This window comes from Desulfobaculum sp., from assembly GCF_054921475.1.
On record NZ_JBUDSW010000041.1, the window covers coordinates 1 to 17669 of the forward strand.

Below are 17669 nucleotides of genomic sequence, written 5' to 3' on the forward strand. Positions count from 1 at the left end.
AAGGTGGCCGCCACACTCCGTTCTTCTCCGGCTACCGTCCTCAGTTCTACTTCCGCACCACTGACATCACCGGCGTGGTTACCCTTGCCGACGGTGTCGAGATGGTCATGCCCGGTGACAACGCAACCTTCGGTGTTGAGCTTATCGCGCCCATCGCTATGGAGAAGGGCCTTCGCTTCGCCATCCGTGAGGGCGGCCGCACTGTCGGCGCTGGCGTTGTTTCCGAAATCGAGGAGTAAGTCATGGTTTCCATGCAGAGCGATCGCATCAGAATCAAGCTGAAAGCGTACGACTACAGGATTCTGGACAAAGCCGTAGCCGAGATCGTCGACACGGCCCGGAATACCGGCGCCAGCATCGCGGGCCCCATTCCCCTTCCGACCAATATCCACAAGTACACCATTCAGAAGTCGGTGCACGTGGATAAGAAGTCCAGGGAGCAGTTCGAGATGCGCGTGCACAAGCGCCTTCTCGACATTCTCGAGCCCACGCAGCAGACCGTGGACGCGCTGGGTAAGCTCAGCCTCCCCGCCGGCGTGGACGTAGAAATCAAACTCTAGAAAGAGGATATCATGATGGCTAAGACGCTTGGCATCATGGGACGCAAGCTGGGCATGACCCGCATCTTCGGTGACGACGGCACTGCTATCCCCGTCACCGTCGTTGCCGCCGGGCCGTGCCCCATCCTTCAGACGAAGGACGATGCGACCGATAGATACGCCGCTCTTCAGATCGGTTTTGAAGAAGTTGACGAGAAGAAGGCCAATAAGCCCACCAAGGGCCACATGGCCAAGGCAAACCGTGGCTGCTACCGTCACCTCAAGGAAGTCCGCGTGGACTCCATTGAAGGCTACGAGCTCGGCCAGGACCTGACCGTCAGCATGTTTGAGCCCGGAGAGAAAGTTAAGATCTCCGGCACCTCCAAAGGTAAGGGCTTCCAGGGCCCCATGAAACGGTGGAACTTCCGTGGCCTTGCCGCAACTCACGGCGTGGAAAAGGTACACCGTTCCCCCGGTGGCATTGGTCAGTGCGCTTGGCCCGGTAGGGTTTTCAAGGGCAAGAAGATGGCCGGCCAGATGGGCAACAGGAAAGTCACCTGTACTAATGTCGAAGTGCTCGATGTCCGCCCCGAGGACAACCTGCTCATCCTCAAAGGTCAGGTTCCCGGTCCTAAGAACGGCCTTGTGATGGTCCGCAAGCAGTAATGAGGATGATATCATGGCTGTTTTGAAGATATACGACCAGGAAAAGAAGGAAGTAGGCGAGCTGACCCTCGCTTCCGAGGTCTTCGAGGTTCCGGTCAAGCCCGAAATCTTGAACCTTGTTGTTCGTGCACAGCGTGCGCAGCAGCGCGCTGGCACCCATATGGTGAAAAACCGCGCCCTGTCTCGCGGCGGCGGTGCGAAGCCTTGGCGCCAGAAGGGCACCGGTCGCGCACGCGCCGGCTCCCTGCGCAGCCCCATCTGGAAGGGTGGTGGCACCACGTTCGGCCCTCAGCCCCGCAGCTACGAGTTCAAGGTGAACAAGAAGGTTCGCCGTCTCGCTCTGCGTATGGCCCTGTCCGCCAGGGTTGCTGAGGAGAGCATGACGGTGCTTAAGGGCTTCGAATTGAAGGAAGTGAAGACCAAGGAATTCGCACAGATTCTCAAGAACCTGGGCCTCAAAAAGGCCTTGATTGTTACCAATGGCGACGATAAGGTTCTGGGTCTCTCCGCACGCAACATTCCCGGTATCACCATCCTTCCGCAAGCCCAGCTCAATGTCTACGACGTGCTCAGGCACAACCAGCTCATCATGCTGGAAGATGCCGCTAAGGCCGTCGAAGAGAGGTTGAAGTAATGGATTACACGAAGGTTATCATCAAGCCGCTCATCTCTGAGAAGGCCGCCGAAATGCACGAAGCAGGCAACCAGGTTGTCTTCTACGTGCACCCCGAGGCCAACAAGATTGAGATCGCCAAAGCGGTTGAGAAGGCATTCGATGTGAAGGTTACTGGCGTGAACGTTGTTCGTCGCCGTCCCCGTGTCCGCAGCCGCTTCGGCCGTCGCGTCGGGACGGAATCCGGCCACAAGAAGGCCTACGTCACCTTGGCCGAAGGCCATAAGATCGAACTGTTCGAAGGAGTCTAGGCATGGCAGTGCGCAAATTGAAACCCACTTCTCCGGGTCGCCGCTTCCAGACGATCTCCACCTTCGAGGAGATCACCAGCACGACGCCTGAGAAATCCCTGACCAAGGGCCTGACCAAGAAGAGCGGACGCAACCACTTTGGTCGCGTCACCTCCAGGCGCCGCGGTGGCGGGCACAAGCGTTTGTACCGCGTGATTGACTTCAAGCGGAACAAGGTCGACGTGCCGGCCAAGGTCGCTACCATTGAGTACGACCCCAACCGTAGCGCGCGCATTGCCCTCCTGCATTATGCTGACGGCGACAAGCGCTACATCCTGGCCCCTGTGGGCATCAAGGTTGGCGACACCGTGCAGGCTGGCGAGAATGCCGACATCAAGGCCGGCAACGCTCTGCCCCTGTTCCGTATCCCTGTTGGTACCACGGTTCACAACATTGAGCTGCAGCCCGGCGTGGGCGGCCGTTTTTGCCGCGCCGCCGGTACGTATGCCCAGCTCGTTGCTAAGGAAGGCAAGTACGCCCTGCTGCGTATGCCCTCCGGCGAAGTCCGCAACGTGCTGGCTACCTGCTGCGCCACCATCGGCCAGGTTGGCAACGTCCACCACGAGTCCGTGACCGTCGGTAAGGCTGGTCGCTCTCGCTGGCAGGGCCGTCGCCCCGAAGTCCGTGGCGTTGCAATGAACCCCGTTGACCACCCCCTCGGTGGTGGTGAGGGTCGTAGCTCCGGTGGTCGTCATCCCGTTACCCCCTGGGGTAAGCCGACCAAGGGTTACAAGACTCGTAACAAGAAGAAATCCTCTTCCCGGCTCATTATTAAGCGCCGCGGTGAGAAATAGGAGTTGTCATGCCTAGGTCGCTGAAAAAGGGTCCTTTCATTGATGACCACCTGATGAAGAAGGTTGTTCAGGCAGGCGAGACGGGCGACCGTCGCGTTATCAAGACCTGGTCGCGTCGCTCCACGATCTTCCCCGAAATGGTTGGTCTGACTTTTGCCGTTCATAATGGCCGCAAGTTCATCCCCGTGTTCGTGAGCGAAAACATGGTCGGGCACAAGCTCGGCGAGTTCGCCCCGACCAGGACGTACTTCGGTCATGCTGCGGACAAGAAAAGCAAGGCCAAACGATAAAGGGTTAAGGTGACTTCGATGGAAACCAGAGCTGTTGCCAAGCATACGCGTATCTCCGCACAGAAGGCTCGTCTCGTTGCTCGCAACGTTGAGGGCCGCTCCGTGGAGGACGCAATCAATATTCTGACTTTTACGCCCAAGAAGGCCGCGAAGCTGATCAATAGGGTCCTTCACTCTGCTGTTGCCAATGCTGAGCAGACCGGGGTGGAAGTCGATAACCTGGTTGTGAAGCAGGTGATCGTCAATGAGGGTCCGACCCTCAAGAGGATCATGCCCCGAGCCATGGGGCGCGCGAACCGAATCCTGAAGCGCACCAGCCACATCACTGTGGTTGTGGCCGAGGCCTAAGGAGGCAGAAGTGGGTCAGAAAGTACATCCCTACGGATTCCGGTTGGGCTACAATAAGAATTGGTTGTCCCGCTGGTTCGCGAACAAGAACTACGCGGACAACGTTTTCGAAGACGACCAGATCCGTAAGTTCGTTAAGAAAAAACTCTATCACGCCGGTATTTCCCGCCTGGAGATCGAGCGCGCTGGCGGCAAGGTCCGCCTGCTCGTCTTCACCGCTCGTCCCGGTATCGTTATTGGACGTAAGGGCGTAGAGATCGAGAAGCTGCGCGGTGAGCTGCGTCATAAGTTCGGTCGCGACTTCGCCATTGAGGTGAACGAAGTGCGCCGTCCCGAGACGGATGCCCAGCTTGTTGCAGAGAACATCGCTCTCCAGCTTGAGCGTCGAGTTGCCTTCCGCCGCGCTATGAAGCGCACTGTGAGCATGGCTCGCAAGTTTGGCGCAGAGGGCATCAAGATCAACTGCGCTGGCCGCCTGGCCGGTGCTGAGATCGCTCGCACTGAGTGGTACCGCGAAGGCCGTGTGCCTCTGCACACCCTGCGCGCCGATCTGGACTACGGCTTTGCCGAAGCCCACACCACCTATGGTGTCATCGGCGTGAAGGTCTGGATCTTCAAGGGTGAAATTCTGGATCAGGAAGGTGAATAGTCATGCTTTCTCCGAGAAAGACTAAATTCCGTAAGCGCCAGAAGGGCCGTCTGCGTGGCAAAGCCACCCGCGGCAACACTGTTGCTTTCGGTGAAATCGGCCTGAAGGCGCTGGAGCACGGCAAGCTCACCAACCAGCAGATTGAATCCGCTCGTGTGGCCATGATGCGTCACATCAAGCGTGGCGGTAAGGTCTTTATCCGTATTTTCCCGGACCAGGTCCTTACCTCCAAGCCTGCCGAAGTGCGTCAGGGTAAAGGTAAAGGTGCTCCTTCCGGCTGGTACGCTCCCGTCAAGCCTGGCAGGATCATGTACGAAATCAAGGGTGTTGACTTGGCTCTGGCCAAGGAAGCCCTGGTCAGGGCATCGCATAAGCTGCCCATCAAGACCGCCATTGTTGTCAGGGAGGGCCTGTAATGACTGCCAAAGAACTCCGGGAACTGTCCGTTTCCGAGCTCAATGAGAAACTCGGCGAGTTTCGGCAGGAGCTGTTCAACCTTCGTTTTCAGCATGCCACGGCCCAGCTGGAGAATACCCAGCGTATTCCCGAGGTGAAGAAGGCCATCGCGCGTATTCTCACCATCCTTCGCGAAAAGGAAACTGGAGCGTAAGCAATGTCTGAAGTGAAGAATTCCAACAAGCGTATGCTGACCGGCATCGTTGTCTCCGACAAGAACGACAAGACCATTGTCGTTCGTGCGGAGACCCTGGTAAAGCATCCTCTGCTGAAGAAGTATATCCGTCGCCGCAACAAGCTCATGGCACACGATCCCAACAACGATTGCAAAGTTGGGGATAAGGTGCAGATCGTCGAGCATCGCGCACTGAGCGCTCGTAAGCGGTGGCATCTCGTCAACATCGTTGAAAAAGCCGTCTAGGAGCTTACAAGATGATTCAGGTCGAATCCAAGCTCGACGTTGCGGATAACTCCGGCGCCAAGAAGGTGTCCTGCATCAAGGTGCTCGGCGGCAGCCGTCGTCGTTATGCATCCGTTGGCGACATCATTATGGTTTCCGTTAAGGAAGCCATGCCCCACTCCAAGGTGAAGAAGGGTGATGTCATGCAGGCGGTCGTCGTTCGAACCAAAAAAGAAGTTGGTCGTCCGGACGGAACCTACATTAAGTTCGACAACAACTCCGCCGTTCTGCTGAACAAGCAGAATGAGCCTGTCGGGACCCGTATTTTCGGCCCCGTGGCACGTGAGCTGCGTCAGAAGAACTTTATGAAGATCGTCTCCCTGGCGCCCGAAGTGCTCTAGAGGTTTGCCCCATGAAAAAGTTCAAGATCCGCAAAGATGACAAAGTCATGGTCATCGCCGGTAAGGATAAGGGCAAGGTCGGTAAGGTGCTCAAGATCATGCGCAAGAAAGACAAGGTTCTTGTCGAGAAAGTGAACATGATCAAGCGCCATACCAAGGCCAACCCTTACACCCAGCAGGCCGGTGGCATCATCGAAAAGGAAGCGCCCGTTGCAATTTCCAACGTGGCCGTGATTTGCGATGCATGCACCAAGCCGACCCGCATCGGGTACAAGGTGACTGCAGACGGAAAGAAAGTCCGCTTCTGCAAAAAATGTAACGAAATCATCGACTAGGGGAGCATCCATGACTCGTCTTGAGAAAGTATACAATGAGAAGGTTGCTCCCGCCCTGCAGAAAGAGTTCGGGTACAAGTCGCCCATGCAGCTCCCCGAGCTGAAGAGCGTGAGCCTGAACATCGGACTGGGCGAAGCCAGCCAGAACAATAAGCTCATTGAGGATGCCGTTGAAGAGCTGAGCCGCATTGCCGGCCAGCGTGCCGTCCCCACCCGCGCCAAGAAGTCCATTGCGGCCTTCAAGCTGCGCGAGGGTATGGCCATCGGCTGCCGCGTGACCCTTCGTGGCGATCGCATGTGGGACTTCTTCGACAAGCTGGTCAACTTCGCTCTGCCTCGTGTCCGCGACTTCCGGGGTATCCCGGACCGCGGTTTTGACGGCCGTGGCAACTTTACCCTCGGTATCAAAGATCACACGATCTTCCCCGAGCTGGAAGTTGACAAGGTTGAGCGTGTGAAGGGCATGAACGTGACCGTCGTGACCAGCGCCGGCACTGACAAGGAAGGCAAAGTCCTGCTGCAGATGCTGGGCATGCCTTTCAAGAAGTAATGGAGGAGCGAAGTGTCTCGTAAAGCTCTCATGAATAAGGCTGGCCAGAAGCCCAAGTTCTCGGCCCGCGCCTACAACCGCTGCCCCATCTGCGGACGTCCCCGCGCTTTTATGCGGAAGTTCGGCATCTGCCGTATCTGCTTCCGTAACAAAGCACTTGCCGGCGAACTGCCCGGGGTCCGTAAGTCCAGCTGGTAAGGAGTAACACGATGTCTGTTATTGATCCCATTGCGGATATGCTGACCCGTGTGCGCAACGCCTACCAGGCGTTGCACCAGGAGGTCCTCATCCCCAAGTCCAACATGAAGGAGTCCATCGCGGCCATCATGAAGGACGAAGGATATATCACCGACTACAGCGTTGAGGAGCGTGACATCCGTCTGACCCTCAAATACGCTGACGGCCAGGCCCTGATCGCTGGTATGAAGCGCATCAGCAAGCCGAGCCGTAGAGTCTATGTTGCCTCTTCCGAGATTCCCCGTGTTCAGAACGGCCTCGGAATCTGCGTTCTGTCTACCTCTCACGGTGTGATGGAAGGCACTGTGGCACAGGAAAAGAACGTCGGCGGCGAACTGCTGTTCGAAATTTGGTAGTGAGGAAGGAACATGTCCAGAATCGGTAAAAGGCCTATCGCCGTCCCTTCCGGGGTGGAAATCACGGTCGGCAAAAGCCAGGTTGATGTGAAGGGCCCCAAGGGCTCCCTCTCCACGCCGCTGCATCATAAGATTGAGGTCAAGCAGGAAGGCTCGGAGCTGGTCGTCACTCGTGTCGACGACTCTGGCCTTGCCCGTGCCCAGCATGGCCTTCGCCGCTCCCTCTTGGCCAACATGGTCGAGGGTGTCACTAAGGGCTTCGAAAAGACGCTCGAAGTGGTTGGCGTTGGCTACAGGGTCAATGTTCAGGGCAAGAAAGTTGTCCTGAACGTTGGTTACTCCCACCCGGTCGAGTTCGATCTGCCCGCGGGCATCGAAGCGAAGGCCGAGGGAACCAAGCTGACTATCTCCGGCTGCGACAAGCAGGCTGTGGGCGAAGTCGCTGCACAGATCCGCCGCGTCCGTAAGCCGGAGCCGTACAAGGGCAAGGGCATCAAGTACGTTGACGAGGTCATCCGCCGTAAGGCCGGTAAGTCCGCCAAATAGAGTAGGGTGATACGATGAAAATGACCAAAGAGCAGGCACGCGCCCGCCGCAAGATCCGCATCCGCAAGAAAGTTAGCGGCACTCCGGATCGTCCCAGGCTCTGCGTTTTCCGCTCCAACTTGCATATCTACGCGCAGCTCGTCGACGATGTCGCGGGCGTCACTCTGGCCTCTGCCTCCACTCTTGCTCTGAACAAGAAGGACGGCGAGACCCTGAAGTGCAATAAAGAAGGCGCTGCACGGGTTGGCCAGGAGATCGCAAAGCTGGCTAAGGAAAACAATATCGAGAGCGTGGTCTTTGACCGTGGTGGCTATATCTACCACGGCAAGGTCAAGGCTCTGGCCGACGGCGCCCGAGAGGCCGGGCTTAAATTCTAAGACTGCGGAAGGTAACAATGGAAAAAGGCCCTCGCAGAGACTCCCGTAGGGAGCAGCAGGAAGAACTCGGCCACATTGAGAAGCTTGTCTACCTCAATAGGGTGGCCAAGGTTGTCAAGGGCGGCCGCCGCTTCAACTTCAGCGCACTCGTTGTAGTTGGTGACGGCAAGGGTTCTGTCGGCTACGGTCTCGGTAAGGCAGTGGAAGTCCCAGAGGCTATCCGCAAGGCCACCGAGAAGGCTCGTAAGACCATGAAGCCCGTCGCCCTTGTGGACGGCACGCTTCCTTACGAGACCCTCGGTCGCTTCGGCGCCGCCCGTGTTGTCATGAAGCCCGCATCCAAGGGTACCGGCATCATCGCCGGCGGCCCGGTGCGTGCCGTCATGGAGGCTGTGGGTGTTCACGATATCCTGACTAAGGCCATCGGTACCAACAACCCGCATAACGTGCTTAAGGCTACCGTCGAGGGGCTGACCTCTCTGCGCAGCGCGAAGAATGTCTCCGCACTGCGTGGTAAGGAAGTCAGCACCCCGAGGAAGTAGAGGGAGCGACATGGATAAGATCAAAGTCAGACTCGTTCGGAGCTTGATCGGCTGCACTCCCAAGCAGCGCAAGACCGTCGCTGCCCTGGGCCTGCGCAAGATCCGCCAGGTGAACGAGCTTCCCAAGAACGATAGCACCCTTGGCCAGATCAAGGCTGTGCACCATCTTGTTGAGGTAGTTGAATAATGAGACTTCACGAATTGTACCCCTTCGATGAAGAGCGCAAGAACAGAAAGCGGGTCGGCAGGGGCGCAGGCTCCGGCTGGGGTAAGACATCCGCCAAGGGCCATAAAGGGCAGAATGCCCGCTCTGGTGGTGGTGTCCCCGCTTGGTTCGAAGGTGGCCAGATGCCCCTCGCCCGTCGTCTGCCTAAGCGTGGTTTCAAGAACCGTTTCCGTGAGTCCTACGAGGCTGTGAACCTGGACCGTCTCTTCGCTATGTTCGAAGGCAAGTCCGAGATCACCCTCGACGACATCTATGCCCGTGGTCTGGTCAAGGCTGGTAGCCTGGTCAAGATCCTCGGCAACGGAGAGGCCAAGGCCGCTGTGACGGTTGAGGCACATCGGTTCAGCAAGTCCGCTCAGGAAAAGATTACCGCCGCTGGCGGCACCGCCAAGGCTCTGGAAGGGTAAATAGACGTGGCGCTTACTGGGGTTGAGAATCTCACCAAGTTACCGGAGTTGAAGAAGAAGCTCCTGTGGACGTTCCTGCTGTTGGCGGTTTACCGGATCGGCATTCACGTGCCGACTCCGGGCGTCGACACTGTCGCGCTGCAGGACTTCTTCGATAGCGTTCAGAACACCTTGTTCGGTTTGTTCAACATGTTCTCGGGCGGTGGTTTGAGAAATCTCTCCATCTTTGCTCTTGGGATCATGCCCTACATCTCCGCTTCGATTATCATTCAGCTGCTGACCGTGGTCAGCCCCGAGCTGAAGCGATTGTCGAAGGAAGAGGGGCAGGCCGGACGCAAAAAGATTACCCAGTACACCCGTTACGGGACGGTGCTCATCACCATCGTACAGGGCCTGGGCATCGCAATCGGTTTGGAGAGCATGACCAGCCCCACCGGCGCTCCCGTGGTCCTCGACGCAGGCTGGAGCTTCCGTCTTGTGACCATTATTACCCTTACTGCCGGTACCGTGCTGATCATGTGGATCGGCGAGCAAATCACGGAACGGGGACTCGGAAACGGCATCTCGCTCATCATCTTCGCCGGTATTGTCGCTGGGCTACCTGGCGCCATTGCCAACACATGGCGACTGATGACCACGAACGAGATGTCCCTGTTCGTGCTGCTGCTGGTACTGGCGCTCATGGCCGGTGTGCTGGCGCTCATCGTGTACATGGAACGTGCGCAGAGGCGCATCCCCATCCAATATGCCAAGCGCATGATGGGTCGGCGGATGTACGGTGGTCAGACCACCCATCTGCCTCTGCGAATCAATACCGCAGGCGTTATTCCTCCCATTTTTGCCTCTTCCATCCTGATGTTCCCGGCAACGCTGGCGAACTTCTCCCGGGTGGAGTGGCTTCAGGAGATTTCCGCCTGGTTCACACCTGCTTCGGTGTTGTATAATGTGCTGTTTATCGGAATGATCTTCTTCTTCTGTTTCTTTTACACAGCCATTATCTTTGACCCGAAGGACATTGCGGACAACATCCGCAAGCAGGGCGGCTTCATCCCCGGCATTCGCCCCGGTGCCAAGACCCACGAGTACATCGATAGGGTTCTGTCCCGGATCACGCTGTGGGGCGCTCTGTATATCGCTGCAGTCTGTGTGCTGCCGATGCTTCTGATTAGCCAGATGCATGTGCCGTTCTACTTTGGCGGCACCAGCCTGCTTATCGTCGTCGGCGTGGCTATGGACTTCATGTCCCAGATCGAGTCGCACCTCATCAACCGTCAGTATGAAGGTTTGATGGGCAAGACGAAGGCCAAGGGACGGCGATAGCATTGAAAAAGTTTCGCGGAATCTTTTTGAAGAACGATGCGGAGATCGCCCTCCTGAGGAAGGCGAACCGCATCGTCTCCGTGATACTTGATGAAATGGGCGAAGCCGTGCGGCCGGGTGTTCCGACCATGCGGTTTGAAAACATCGCTCAGGAAATGTGCAGGAAGTTCGACGTCACGCCCGCTTTCCAGGGCTACGGCGGCTTTCCCTACGCACTGTGCTGTTCCGTCAATGAACAGGTTGTCCATGGGTTCCCGTCTGACCGGGTGCTGGAAGAGGGCGATATCGTCAGCTTTGACATGGGCGTCATTTATGACGGATTCTACGGCGATTCGGCCCGCACCTTCGCGGTGGGAGCCATCCCCGAGGAAACGCAGCGCCTCATTGATGTCACGCGTGAGTCCCTCATGCGTGGCATTGAGCGCGCCGTGGTCGGTAACCGCCTTTACGACGTATCCAAAGCAATCCAAGAATTTGTGGAGCTTAACGGGTATTCTGTGGTAAAGAGGTTTGTCGGGCACGGTATAGGCCGGAATCTTCACGAAAAGCCGGAGGTCCCCAACTTCGTCCCTCGGGGCGCGACGGGGCCGCCGATTAAGGCCGGAATGGTCATAGCGGTGGAGCCGATGGTCTGTTTAGGATCGCCAGATGTCGAGGTCCTGGAAGACAAGTGGACAGCAGTGACAAAAGATCGTAAACTCTCTGCCCACTTTGAACACACTATCGCTCTGACCCACAACGGGCCAGAGATATTGAGCAGAAGCGATCATTAAGGTTCGTGCTTGCATATATACCTTAGTTTCCTGGTTGTCCCGAGGACCGGGGTGCTCAATAAGGAAAGAAGCGGGAGAAGGTCATGAAAGTTAGACCCTCAGTTAAAAAGATGTGCCCGAAGTGCAAGTTGATCCGCCGTAAGGGCGTGCTCCGGGTTATCTGCGAAAACCCCAGGCACAAGCAGCGCCAGGGCTAGGTAAAGGGGATTTATCGTGGCTAGAATTGCAGGTGTTGATTTGCCCAAGAATAAGCGTCTGGACATTGGTCTGACGTACATCTACGGCATCGGTCGCACCACAGCCCTGAAGATTCTGGATTCTACCGGAATCGATTGGACGAGGAAGACCGACGATCTGACCGCTGATGAGGTGAACACCATCCGCAAGGAGATCGAGACCAACTTTAAAGTTGAAGGCGATCTCCGCCGCGAGGTGACCGCCAACATCAAACGCCTGATGGACATTGGCTGCTACCGCGGCCTGCGCCATCGCCGTGGTCTCCCTTGCCGTGGTCAGCGCACCCATACGAACGCTCGTACCCGTAAGGGCCCCAAGCGTTCTGCGGTTGGTAGAAAGAAAAAGTAGTTATCAGTTTGCATCCCCCGCCTAGGGATTCTCCTTGGGGGATGCAGAACTGAACACTTCAGATTTACGGAGAAAGGTTATGGCCAACCCCCGACGCTCCGGGAAAAAGAAAGAGAAGAAGAACGTACCTGCGGGCATTGCCCACATCCAGGCGACGTTCAATAACACTATTGTCACCTTCTCTGATATGAAAGGTAATGTGATCAGTTGGGCGTCCGCTGGTGGCACCGGGTTCAAGGGCTCTCGTAAGAGCACTCCCTTTGCTGCCCAGGTTGCTGCTGAGCGTGCCGCACGCACTGCTCAGGAGCACGGTATGCGTACCGTCGGCATCTTCGTCAAGGGCCCCGGCTCTGGACGTGAGGCCGCTATGCGCGCCATCAACAATGCCGGCTTCAAAGTCAGCTTCATGCGCGACATCACTCCCATTCCACACAATGGGTGCCGTCCGCCTAAACGCCGCAGGGTCTAACCCGGCTGTTCACTAGGAGGAAACGTTTTGGCAAGATACACTGAAGCGAAATGTCGCCTTTGCCGCCGAGAGGGGCAGAAGCTGTTCCTCAAGGGTGACCGTTGCTATACCGATAAGTGCGCTTACGAGCGCCGCCCCTATGTTCCGGGCCAGCACGGTCGCGCACGCAAGAAGACCAGCGACTACGCCATCCAGCTGCGCGAGAAGCAGAAAGTGCGCCGTATTTACGGTGTGCAGGAGAAGCAGTTCCTCTCCTACTTCCATCGCGCTGACATGAAAAAGGGTGTGACCGGTACCAACCTGCTCGTCCAGCTTGAAACCAGGCTCGACAACGTCGTGTACCGTCTCGGATTTGCGAATTCCCGCACTCAGGCCCGTCAGCTGGTCCGCCACGGCATCTTCCAGCTCAACGGCCACAAGGTCAATGTCCCCTCCTTGCAGGTCAAGGAAGGCGACGTGATCAACGTGCGCGAAAAGAGCAATAAGATCCCCGTGATCCAGGAAGCCCAGGAAGTGATCGCCCGCCGCGGTTGCCCTGATTGGCTGGAGGTTGATGGAACTGCTCTGAAGGGCACTGTTAAGGCAATGCCTGTCCGCGAGGACATCCAGTTCCCCATCAATGAACAGCTGATCGTCGAATTGTACTCCAAGTAACAGGTGTAGTGATGATCATCCAAGACGGCGACAAATTGATCAACACCCGGAATTGGTCCGAGCTGGTCAAACCAGAGCAGATTGTACGCGACCCCAAGAGCAACGACCGCTATGGCAAGTTCATTTGCGAGCCCTTGGAACGCGGCTTTGGTACGACCATCGGAAATGCCCTGCGCAGAGTTCTGCTTTCTTCGTTGCAGGGCGCCGCAGTTGTAGCGGTGAAGATCGAGGGCATTCAGCATGAGTTTACCACCATGCCGGGTGTGCTCGAGGACATTACGGACATCGTCTTGAACCTCAAGCAGGTCAGGTTCATGATGACCACCGAGGAGCCGCAGCACCTCACCCTCACCGCCGACAAGAAGGGCGAGATCACCGCTGCCGCCATCTCGGAGAACCAGAACGTCACCGTTCTGAACAAGGACCAGCACATTGCCACGCTGACCGAGGACATCCCCTTCAGGGCTGAGCTCGAAGTCAGAATGGGCAAGGGATACGTCCCCGCTGAAATGCAGGAAGGGTTGAGCGACGAAATCGGTCTTATCCGCCTCGACGCCAGCTTCTCCCCCATCAAGAAGGTTGCCTACAGCATTGAGCAGGCTCGTGTGGGTCAGATGACCAACTACGACAAGCTCATTCTGGAAGTCTGGTGCGACGGCTCCGTCATCCCTGAGGATGCCGTGGCTTACAGCGCCAAGATTCTCAAGAACCAGCTGTCGGTGTTCATCAACTTTGATGAGCAGACCTCCGATGAGGAGCAGACTGGATCGCAGGGTGGTGTCGATCTGAACCCCAACCTGTTTAAGAGCATTGACGAGCTCGAGCTTTCCGTTCGTGCTACCAACTGCCTCAAGAGCGCAAACATTCGTTTCGTCGGCGAGCTTGTGCAGCGTTCCGAGGGAGAAATGCTCAAGACCAAGAACTTTGGTCGCAAGTCCTTGGATGAGATTCGCAGGGTCCTTGCCGAAATGGAACTTGAATTCGGCATGACCATTGAGAATTTCGACGAACGCTACCAGGAATGGCTGAAGAGGAAAGAAAGCGATGAGGCATAGAAAAGCCGGAAAGAAACTCAACCGCTCTGCGTCCCACCGCAAAGCGATGTTCCGCAACATGGCCAAGGCCATGATCACGCACGAGTCCATCCGTACCACGGAAGTCCGTGCCAAGGAACTGCGCCGAGTTGTTGAGAAGCTGGTGACGCTTGCTCGTAAGAACGACGTCCCCGCTCGCCGTCAGGCATATAAGGTTCTTGGCAACCACACTCTCGTCCAGCGTCTGTTTGACGAGATTGGCCCCCGTTTTGTCGGTGTCCCCGGCGGCTACACCCGTGTAGTCAAGCTGGGTCAGCCCCGCACGGGCGACTGCGCTCCCATGGCAATCATCGAGTTCACCCGCACCGCTGGTGAAGTCGAGGAGAAGAAGGAAGCGCCCAAGAAGGAAGCCCCTGCAAAGAAGGCTCCCGCCAAGAAGGCCGCCCCTAAGAAGGCTGCTGAAAAGAAAGAGGAGAAGGCCGAAGAGGAGAAGCCCAAGAAGGCTCCTGCCAAGAAAGCCGCTCCTAAGAAAGCTGCCGCCAAGAAGGAAGAGAAGGCCGACGAGGAGAAGCCCAAAAAGGCTCCTGCTAAGAAAGCCGCTCCCAAAAAGGCTGCCGCCAAGAAGGACGAAGAGAAGAAGGAAGACTAGCTCTTCACTCTCTCCCTTCACCTTACGTATAGAACAGGCCCCTCGGGGCCTGTTTTTTTTGGTTTGTCGTGAGGTGGGTGTTTTCCTGCGGTGGCGCGGGACGCTTAGGGCGCGTATCCCTGTGGTTTCGGCCGCGTGGGGGACGCGCTTTTTTGCGGAGTATGGCGGGTGACCGGCGGGGCGGTGGGTTCTCTCTGCTGTCGTGAGAGAGATTCCGGATGGTCCGGCCGGTTCGGCTGGTCCTGTAGGGGCTGGCGGTGCGGTTGGGTTTGCAGCGGTGCGGGCCGGAGGTGCGGGCTGCACTGAGATGTCCCGAATGGTCCGTTATGGTGCCATGTGTCCCGCACGGGCGACGCTCAAAACGGTGGTGCCCACCAATGTTGGCGGCATGGAGGCAGAGCGGGATAGCGAAGCCCGCTGTCCGCGCGGCACAAGGGCTACCCCAGAGGCAGCCCAGAGGCGCCTGCGTCGTGCTTTACGGCGTCAAACCCGCGCCACATTTCCATGCGCCCTGTTTGCGCGCCGATAATGCAGTGCTGGTCGCCTGTGCGGAAGTTCCACAAGGGTTCGTCGCATTGGGTGGTCATGGGCCACGCAAGGGTGAGTTCGGTGAAATAGCGCCAGCGCTTTGCCGCATGAAAACGGTTGATGGCTTCCGGCATCTCTACGCTGATGGTGCGGATAAGGCGCACGCCCATGGGGCAGACGGACGGGCGCGGGATGGTGTGGCCTTCAAGCGGCGGCATGGCGGCGTAAAAGGTCAGACATCCGCTCTCCCACCGGACGGTGAAGTCGCATCCGGCGATGTGTTCGGTTTTGGTGGCGCAAGGGACACTGAGGCGTGCATGGAGGCTCAGCAGACCATGTGGCGTGACGCCAAGATGCGTTTCCACCATATGTCGGACGTTGTGAATGAGGTCCATTCTCTCCCCCGCAGGTCTGTTTCAGTGAATGTATATAGCATGCCCTATATTGCCTGCGATGTTGGGTCAACCCCTTTTCTGCCCGGTGCGGGCAAACGGCCCAGTTTCCAAACGTTGGCAAATGTATTACGTATTTCCATCATGGACATCAGGAGATTAGAAGCCTTTTCAAAGGTCTATGAATGCCGCAGTTTCTCCCGCGCGGGGCAGGAGCTTTTCCTGTCGCAGCCGACTATTTCGGCGCATGTTTCCGCGCTGGAGGAAGAGCTGGGCGTTCGGCTGTTTGACCGCATGGGGCGCGTTGTGCTGCCTACGCAGGCTGCCGAGATTTTGTACACGCATGCCCAGCAGGTGTTTTCCTGTTTGGAGCAGGCCCGCACCGAGATATTGCTGGTGCAGGACCGCGTGGCGGGCAACCTGACTGTGGGTGGAAGCACGATTCCTGCGCATTTTGTGTTGCCGTCGGTGTTCGCGGGGTTTGCCGCCTCGCACCCGGATGTGCGGCTGCACCTGAGCGTGGGTGATACGCGCGACATCATCGCGGGCATTTCGTCAGGGGAGTACCTGCTTGGAATGGTGGGTGCCAAGGCCCCTGCGCCGGACGTTCGGTTTGAGCGCATTCTGGATGACGAACTCATCGTTATTGCCCCGCCCGGCCGGTTTGGCCTGAGTGGCCGGACCGTGCGCCTTGCCGAGGTGCTGGAGGTGCCGTGGGTGATGCGCGAGCAGGGTTCCGGCACGCGCAGGGCGCTGGAAGGCGCGCTGATGCAGCGTGACGTGGACCTGCGCAGCATGCAGGTGGCCGTGGCCGTGGAGAGCACGCAGTCCGTGTTGCACTATGTGCAGGCCGGGCTTGGCGTGTCTGTGACCTCGCGCCTTGCGGCAGGAAGCATGCTGGAGCGTGGCGAGCTGGTTGAGGTAGAGGTTCCGGAGCTTCGCATTGAGCGCAGCTTCTACCTTGCCTACAACGACCGGCGGCACCTGTTCCCGGCCTCGCGCTACTTTATGGAGTACCTGCGGGAGCGGTGCCGCGCGGGCATCGGCGGAGTTCGTCAGGGCGCGTAAGCGTCGCGGATGGGGGCGCGGAGCCCCACGATTTTTTGTAACCCCAACACAAGACGAGGAAACGTCATGGCCGAGAAGAAGCTGGTCGAGACCGTACGCGCTGCGGGTTGAGCCGCCAAAATTGCTCCGGGGGACTTGGAGCAGGTTTTGGCGGGGTTGACGCAGCGCCCGGATGACCGGCTATTGGTCGGTGCCGGGGATAATGAGGACGCGGCTGTACTGCGCTTTCCCGCTGGGAAGGCCATGGTGCAGACCGTGGATTTCTTAACGCCAGTCGTCAACGATCCGTATCTGTTCGGACGCATTGCAGCTGCCAATGCGCTGTCGGACGTCTATGCCATGGGCGGTGAGCCGTGGTCGGCGATGAATATTGTCTGTTTTCCGGTGAAGAATCTGCCCAAGGAGATGCTCCGCGACGCGCTCCAAGGTGGATATGATGCTATACTGGAAGCCGGAGCCGTTCTTGCCGGCGGGCATAGCGTTGAGGATGAGGAATTCAAATATGGCCTTGCTGTGACCGGATGCATCAATCCGGACCATATGGCCACCAACCGCGGCCTGCGCGCCGGAGACCGCCTGCTGCTGACCAAACCCATCGGCACGGGCGTGCTGGCGACGGCTGTGAAAGGGCGCTGGGAAAACAGCGCGGAACTTGAGGCCTGCCTTGGCCGCTGGGCTGGGCGTCTGAACAAGGCGGGTGGCGAAGCCATCCAGACCTTTGGCCTGCTTGGGGCAACGGATGTCACCGGCTTTGGCCTTGGCGGGCATGTGCTGGAGATGGCGCGTGCGTCCAAGGTTGGCGTGGAGCTGACCCTTGCGGACGTGCCCATTATGGATGGCGCACTGGACCTTGCGGGTATGGGACTTGTGCCCGCCGGCAGCTTTGCCAACAAGAACTTTTGCAGTTCGCAGGTGGCGGTTGCCCATGGCCTTGATGCCGTGTGTGTGGACCTTGTGTTTGATGCGCAGACATCTGGCGGGCTGGTGCTGGCTGTGCCGCAGGAGCGCGTGGAGGCTGTGCAGGCCTTCCTGCGCGAGCGCGGCGACATGGCCGAGTGCATCGGCAGGGTTGTCCCGCGCGAGGACGCGGGCGCTAGCTTAAACATTGTATAAAG

32 protein-coding genes and 1 pseudogene are annotated in these 17669 nt (G+C 57.9%); 32 read left to right on the forward strand and 1 reads right to left on the reverse strand.

The window, feature by feature from the left end; genetic code table 11:
* From ACY69P_RS04165 to rplQ, 30 genes and pseudogenes are all read left to right on the forward strand, one after another.
* The coding region (locus tag ACY69P_RS04165) for an EF-Tu C-terminal domain-related protein (RefSeq protein WP_462326673.1) at positions 1 to 239 on the forward strand (239 nt) is incomplete at its 5' end.
* 3 nt (positions 240 to 242) lie between these two features.
* The gene (gene rpsJ, locus ACY69P_RS04170; RefSeq protein ID WP_167942579.1) at positions 243 to 560 is read left to right on the forward strand and encodes a 30S ribosomal protein S10; all 318 of its coding nucleotides are present in this window, start codon (positions 243 to 245) and stop codon (positions 558 to 560) included.
* 15 nt (positions 561 to 575) lie between these two features.
* Positions 576 to 1205 carry a 50S ribosomal protein L3 gene (gene rplC / locus ACY69P_RS04175; RefSeq protein WP_404844102.1) on the forward strand — a complete coding sequence of 210 codons (630 nt, stop codon included), beginning with the start codon at positions 576 to 578 and terminating at the stop codon, positions 1203 to 1205.
* Positions 1206 to 1218: 13 nt separating this feature from the next.
* Positions 1219 to 1839: a 50S ribosomal protein L4 gene (gene rplD, locus ACY69P_RS04180; RefSeq protein ID WP_404843195.1), complete on the forward strand. Its 621-nt coding sequence runs from the start codon at positions 1219 to 1221 to the stop codon at positions 1837 to 1839.
* Positions 1839 to 2129 (forward strand): 50S ribosomal protein L23, encoded by a 291-nt coding sequence (gene rplW / locus ACY69P_RS04185; protein WP_404843194.1) that lies wholly within the window; start codon positions 1839 to 1841, stop codon positions 2127 to 2129. Before rplD ends, rplW begins: the two co-directional genes overlap by 1 nt.
* A 2-nt stretch (positions 2130 to 2131) precedes the next feature.
* Positions 2132 to 2962: a 50S ribosomal protein L2 gene (gene rplB, locus ACY69P_RS04190; protein ID WP_404843193.1), complete on the forward strand. Its 831-nt coding sequence runs from the start codon at positions 2132 to 2134 to the stop codon at positions 2960 to 2962.
* A gap of 8 nt (positions 2963 to 2970) precedes the next feature.
* The gene (rpsS, locus tag ACY69P_RS04195; protein ID WP_404843192.1) at positions 2971 to 3252 is read left to right on the forward strand and encodes a 30S ribosomal protein S19; all 282 of its coding nucleotides are present in this window, start codon (positions 2971 to 2973) and stop codon (positions 3250 to 3252) included.
* A gap of 18 nt (positions 3253 to 3270) precedes the next feature.
* Positions 3271 to 3600 carry a 50S ribosomal protein L22 gene (rplV, locus tag ACY69P_RS04200; protein ID WP_404843191.1) on the forward strand — a complete coding sequence of 110 codons (330 nt, stop codon included), beginning with the start codon at positions 3271 to 3273 and terminating at the stop codon, positions 3598 to 3600.
* A 10-nt stretch (positions 3601 to 3610) separates the two neighbouring features.
* On the forward strand, positions 3611 to 4249 hold the full coding sequence (rpsC, locus tag ACY69P_RS04205; protein WP_404843190.1) for a 30S ribosomal protein S3: 639 nt from the start codon (positions 3611 to 3613) through the stop codon (positions 4247 to 4249).
* A 2-nt stretch (positions 4250 to 4251) separates the two neighbouring features.
* Complete coding sequence (gene rplP, locus ACY69P_RS04210; RefSeq protein WP_404843189.1) at positions 4252 to 4665, forward strand: 50S ribosomal protein L16; 414 nt, start codon at positions 4252 to 4254, stop codon at positions 4663 to 4665.
* A complete protein-coding gene (gene rpmC / locus ACY69P_RS04215) occupies positions 4665 to 4859 on the forward strand; it encodes a 50S ribosomal protein L29 (protein WP_404843188.1) in 195 nt (64 codons plus the stop codon). Before rplP ends, rpmC begins: the two co-directional genes overlap by 1 nt.
* Before the next feature lie 3 nt (positions 4860 to 4862).
* Positions 4863 to 5126 carry a 30S ribosomal protein S17 gene (gene rpsQ, locus ACY69P_RS04220; RefSeq protein ID WP_404843187.1) on the forward strand — a complete coding sequence of 88 codons (264 nt, stop codon included), beginning with the start codon at positions 4863 to 4865 and terminating at the stop codon, positions 5124 to 5126.
* Positions 5127 to 5137: 11 nt separating this feature from the next.
* Positions 5138 to 5506, forward strand: a complete 369-nt coding sequence (gene rplN / locus ACY69P_RS04225) for a 50S ribosomal protein L14 (RefSeq protein WP_404843186.1) — start codon at positions 5138 to 5140, stop codon at positions 5504 to 5506.
* A gap of 11 nt (positions 5507 to 5517) precedes the next feature.
* Positions 5518 to 5841, forward strand: coding sequence for a 50S ribosomal protein L24 (gene rplX, locus ACY69P_RS04230; RefSeq protein WP_404843185.1), 324 nt, complete (start codon positions 5518 to 5520; stop codon positions 5839 to 5841).
* A gap of 10 nt (positions 5842 to 5851) precedes the next feature.
* On the forward strand, positions 5852 to 6391 hold the full coding sequence (gene rplE, locus ACY69P_RS04235) for a 50S ribosomal protein L5 (protein WP_404843184.1): 540 nt from the start codon (positions 5852 to 5854) through the stop codon (positions 6389 to 6391).
* A 12-nt stretch (positions 6392 to 6403) separates the two neighbouring features.
* Complete coding sequence (locus tag ACY69P_RS04240; protein ID WP_404843183.1) at positions 6404 to 6589, forward strand: type Z 30S ribosomal protein S14; 186 nt, start codon at positions 6404 to 6406, stop codon at positions 6587 to 6589.
* 11 nt (positions 6590 to 6600) lie between these two features.
* Positions 6601 to 6984: a 30S ribosomal protein S8 gene (gene rpsH / locus ACY69P_RS04245; protein ID WP_404843182.1), complete on the forward strand. Its 384-nt coding sequence runs from the start codon at positions 6601 to 6603 to the stop codon at positions 6982 to 6984.
* A 12-nt stretch (positions 6985 to 6996) separates the two neighbouring features.
* A complete protein-coding gene (gene rplF / locus ACY69P_RS04250; RefSeq protein WP_404843181.1) occupies positions 6997 to 7530 on the forward strand; it encodes a 50S ribosomal protein L6 in 534 nt (177 codons plus the stop codon).
* A 14-nt stretch (positions 7531 to 7544) separates the two neighbouring features.
* Positions 7545 to 7907 (forward strand): 50S ribosomal protein L18, encoded by a 363-nt coding sequence (gene rplR / locus ACY69P_RS04255; protein ID WP_404843180.1) that lies wholly within the window; start codon positions 7545 to 7547, stop codon positions 7905 to 7907.
* A gap of 17 nt (positions 7908 to 7924) precedes the next feature.
* Positions 7925 to 8449, forward strand: a complete 525-nt coding sequence (rpsE, locus tag ACY69P_RS04260; protein WP_404843179.1) for a 30S ribosomal protein S5 — start codon at positions 7925 to 7927, stop codon at positions 8447 to 8449.
* A gap of 10 nt (positions 8450 to 8459) precedes the next feature.
* Positions 8460 to 8636 (forward strand): 50S ribosomal protein L30, encoded by a 177-nt coding sequence (gene rpmD / locus ACY69P_RS04265; protein ID WP_404843178.1) that lies wholly within the window; start codon positions 8460 to 8462, stop codon positions 8634 to 8636.
* On the forward strand, positions 8636 to 9082 hold the full coding sequence (gene rplO, locus ACY69P_RS04270) for a 50S ribosomal protein L15 (RefSeq protein WP_404843177.1): 447 nt from the start codon (positions 8636 to 8638) through the stop codon (positions 9080 to 9082). The genes rpmD and rplO overlap by 1 nt, the downstream gene beginning before the upstream one ends.
* 6 nt (positions 9083 to 9088) lie before the next feature.
* A complete protein-coding gene (secY, locus tag ACY69P_RS04275; protein ID WP_404843176.1) occupies positions 9089 to 10402 on the forward strand; it encodes a preprotein translocase subunit SecY in 1314 nt (437 codons plus the stop codon).
* 2 nt (positions 10403 to 10404) lie between these two features.
* Positions 10405 to 11175 carry a type I methionyl aminopeptidase gene (map, locus tag ACY69P_RS04280; RefSeq protein WP_404843175.1) on the forward strand — a complete coding sequence of 257 codons (771 nt, stop codon included), beginning with the start codon at positions 10405 to 10407 and terminating at the stop codon, positions 11173 to 11175.
* Positions 11176 to 11258: 83 nt separating this feature from the next.
* Complete coding sequence (gene rpmJ, locus ACY69P_RS04285; RefSeq protein ID WP_404843174.1) at positions 11259 to 11372, forward strand: 50S ribosomal protein L36; 114 nt, start codon at positions 11259 to 11261, stop codon at positions 11370 to 11372.
* A 16-nt stretch (positions 11373 to 11388) separates the two neighbouring features.
* Positions 11389 to 11760, forward strand: coding sequence for a 30S ribosomal protein S13 (gene rpsM, locus ACY69P_RS04290; RefSeq protein ID WP_404843173.1), 372 nt, complete (start codon positions 11389 to 11391; stop codon positions 11758 to 11760).
* Positions 11761 to 11839: 79 nt separating this feature from the next.
* Complete coding sequence (rpsK, locus tag ACY69P_RS04295) at positions 11840 to 12229, forward strand: 30S ribosomal protein S11 (protein ID WP_404843172.1); 390 nt, start codon at positions 11840 to 11842, stop codon at positions 12227 to 12229.
* A 27-nt stretch (positions 12230 to 12256) separates the two neighbouring features.
* On the forward strand, positions 12257 to 12883 hold the full coding sequence (gene rpsD / locus ACY69P_RS04300; protein WP_404843171.1) for a 30S ribosomal protein S4: 627 nt from the start codon (positions 12257 to 12259) through the stop codon (positions 12881 to 12883).
* Positions 12884 to 12894: 11 nt separating this feature from the next.
* On the forward strand, positions 12895 to 13938 hold the full coding sequence (locus tag ACY69P_RS04305) for a DNA-directed RNA polymerase subunit alpha (protein WP_459901380.1): 1044 nt from the start codon (positions 12895 to 12897) through the stop codon (positions 13936 to 13938).
* Positions 13928 to 14299: pseudogene (rplQ, locus tag ACY69P_RS04310) on the forward strand (50S ribosomal protein L17); the annotation flags it as partial. The gene ACY69P_RS04305 and the pseudogene rplQ, both read left to right, overlap by 11 nt.
* 704 nt (positions 14300 to 15003) lie before the next feature.
* Here rplQ and ACY69P_RS04315 read toward each other — a convergent pair.
* On the reverse strand, positions 15004 to 15489 hold the full coding sequence (locus ACY69P_RS04315) for a hypothetical protein (RefSeq protein ID WP_462326674.1): 486 nt from the start codon (positions 15487 to 15489) through the stop codon (positions 15004 to 15006).
* A 141-nt stretch (positions 15490 to 15630) separates the two neighbouring features.
* Here ACY69P_RS04315 and ACY69P_RS04320 point away from each other — a divergent pair, with 141 nt between their 5' ends.
* Entirely contained in the window at positions 15631 to 16554 is a 924-nt protein-coding gene (locus ACY69P_RS04320; RefSeq protein WP_462326675.1) for a selenium metabolism-associated LysR family transcriptional regulator, read from the forward strand.
* A gap of 66 nt (positions 16555 to 16620) precedes the next feature.
* Complete coding sequence (gene selD, locus ACY69P_RS04325; protein WP_462326676.1) at positions 16621 to 17667, forward strand: selenide, water dikinase SelD; 1047 nt, start codon at positions 16621 to 16623, stop codon at positions 17665 to 17667.
* Positions 17668 to 17669 lie beyond the last annotated feature (2 nt).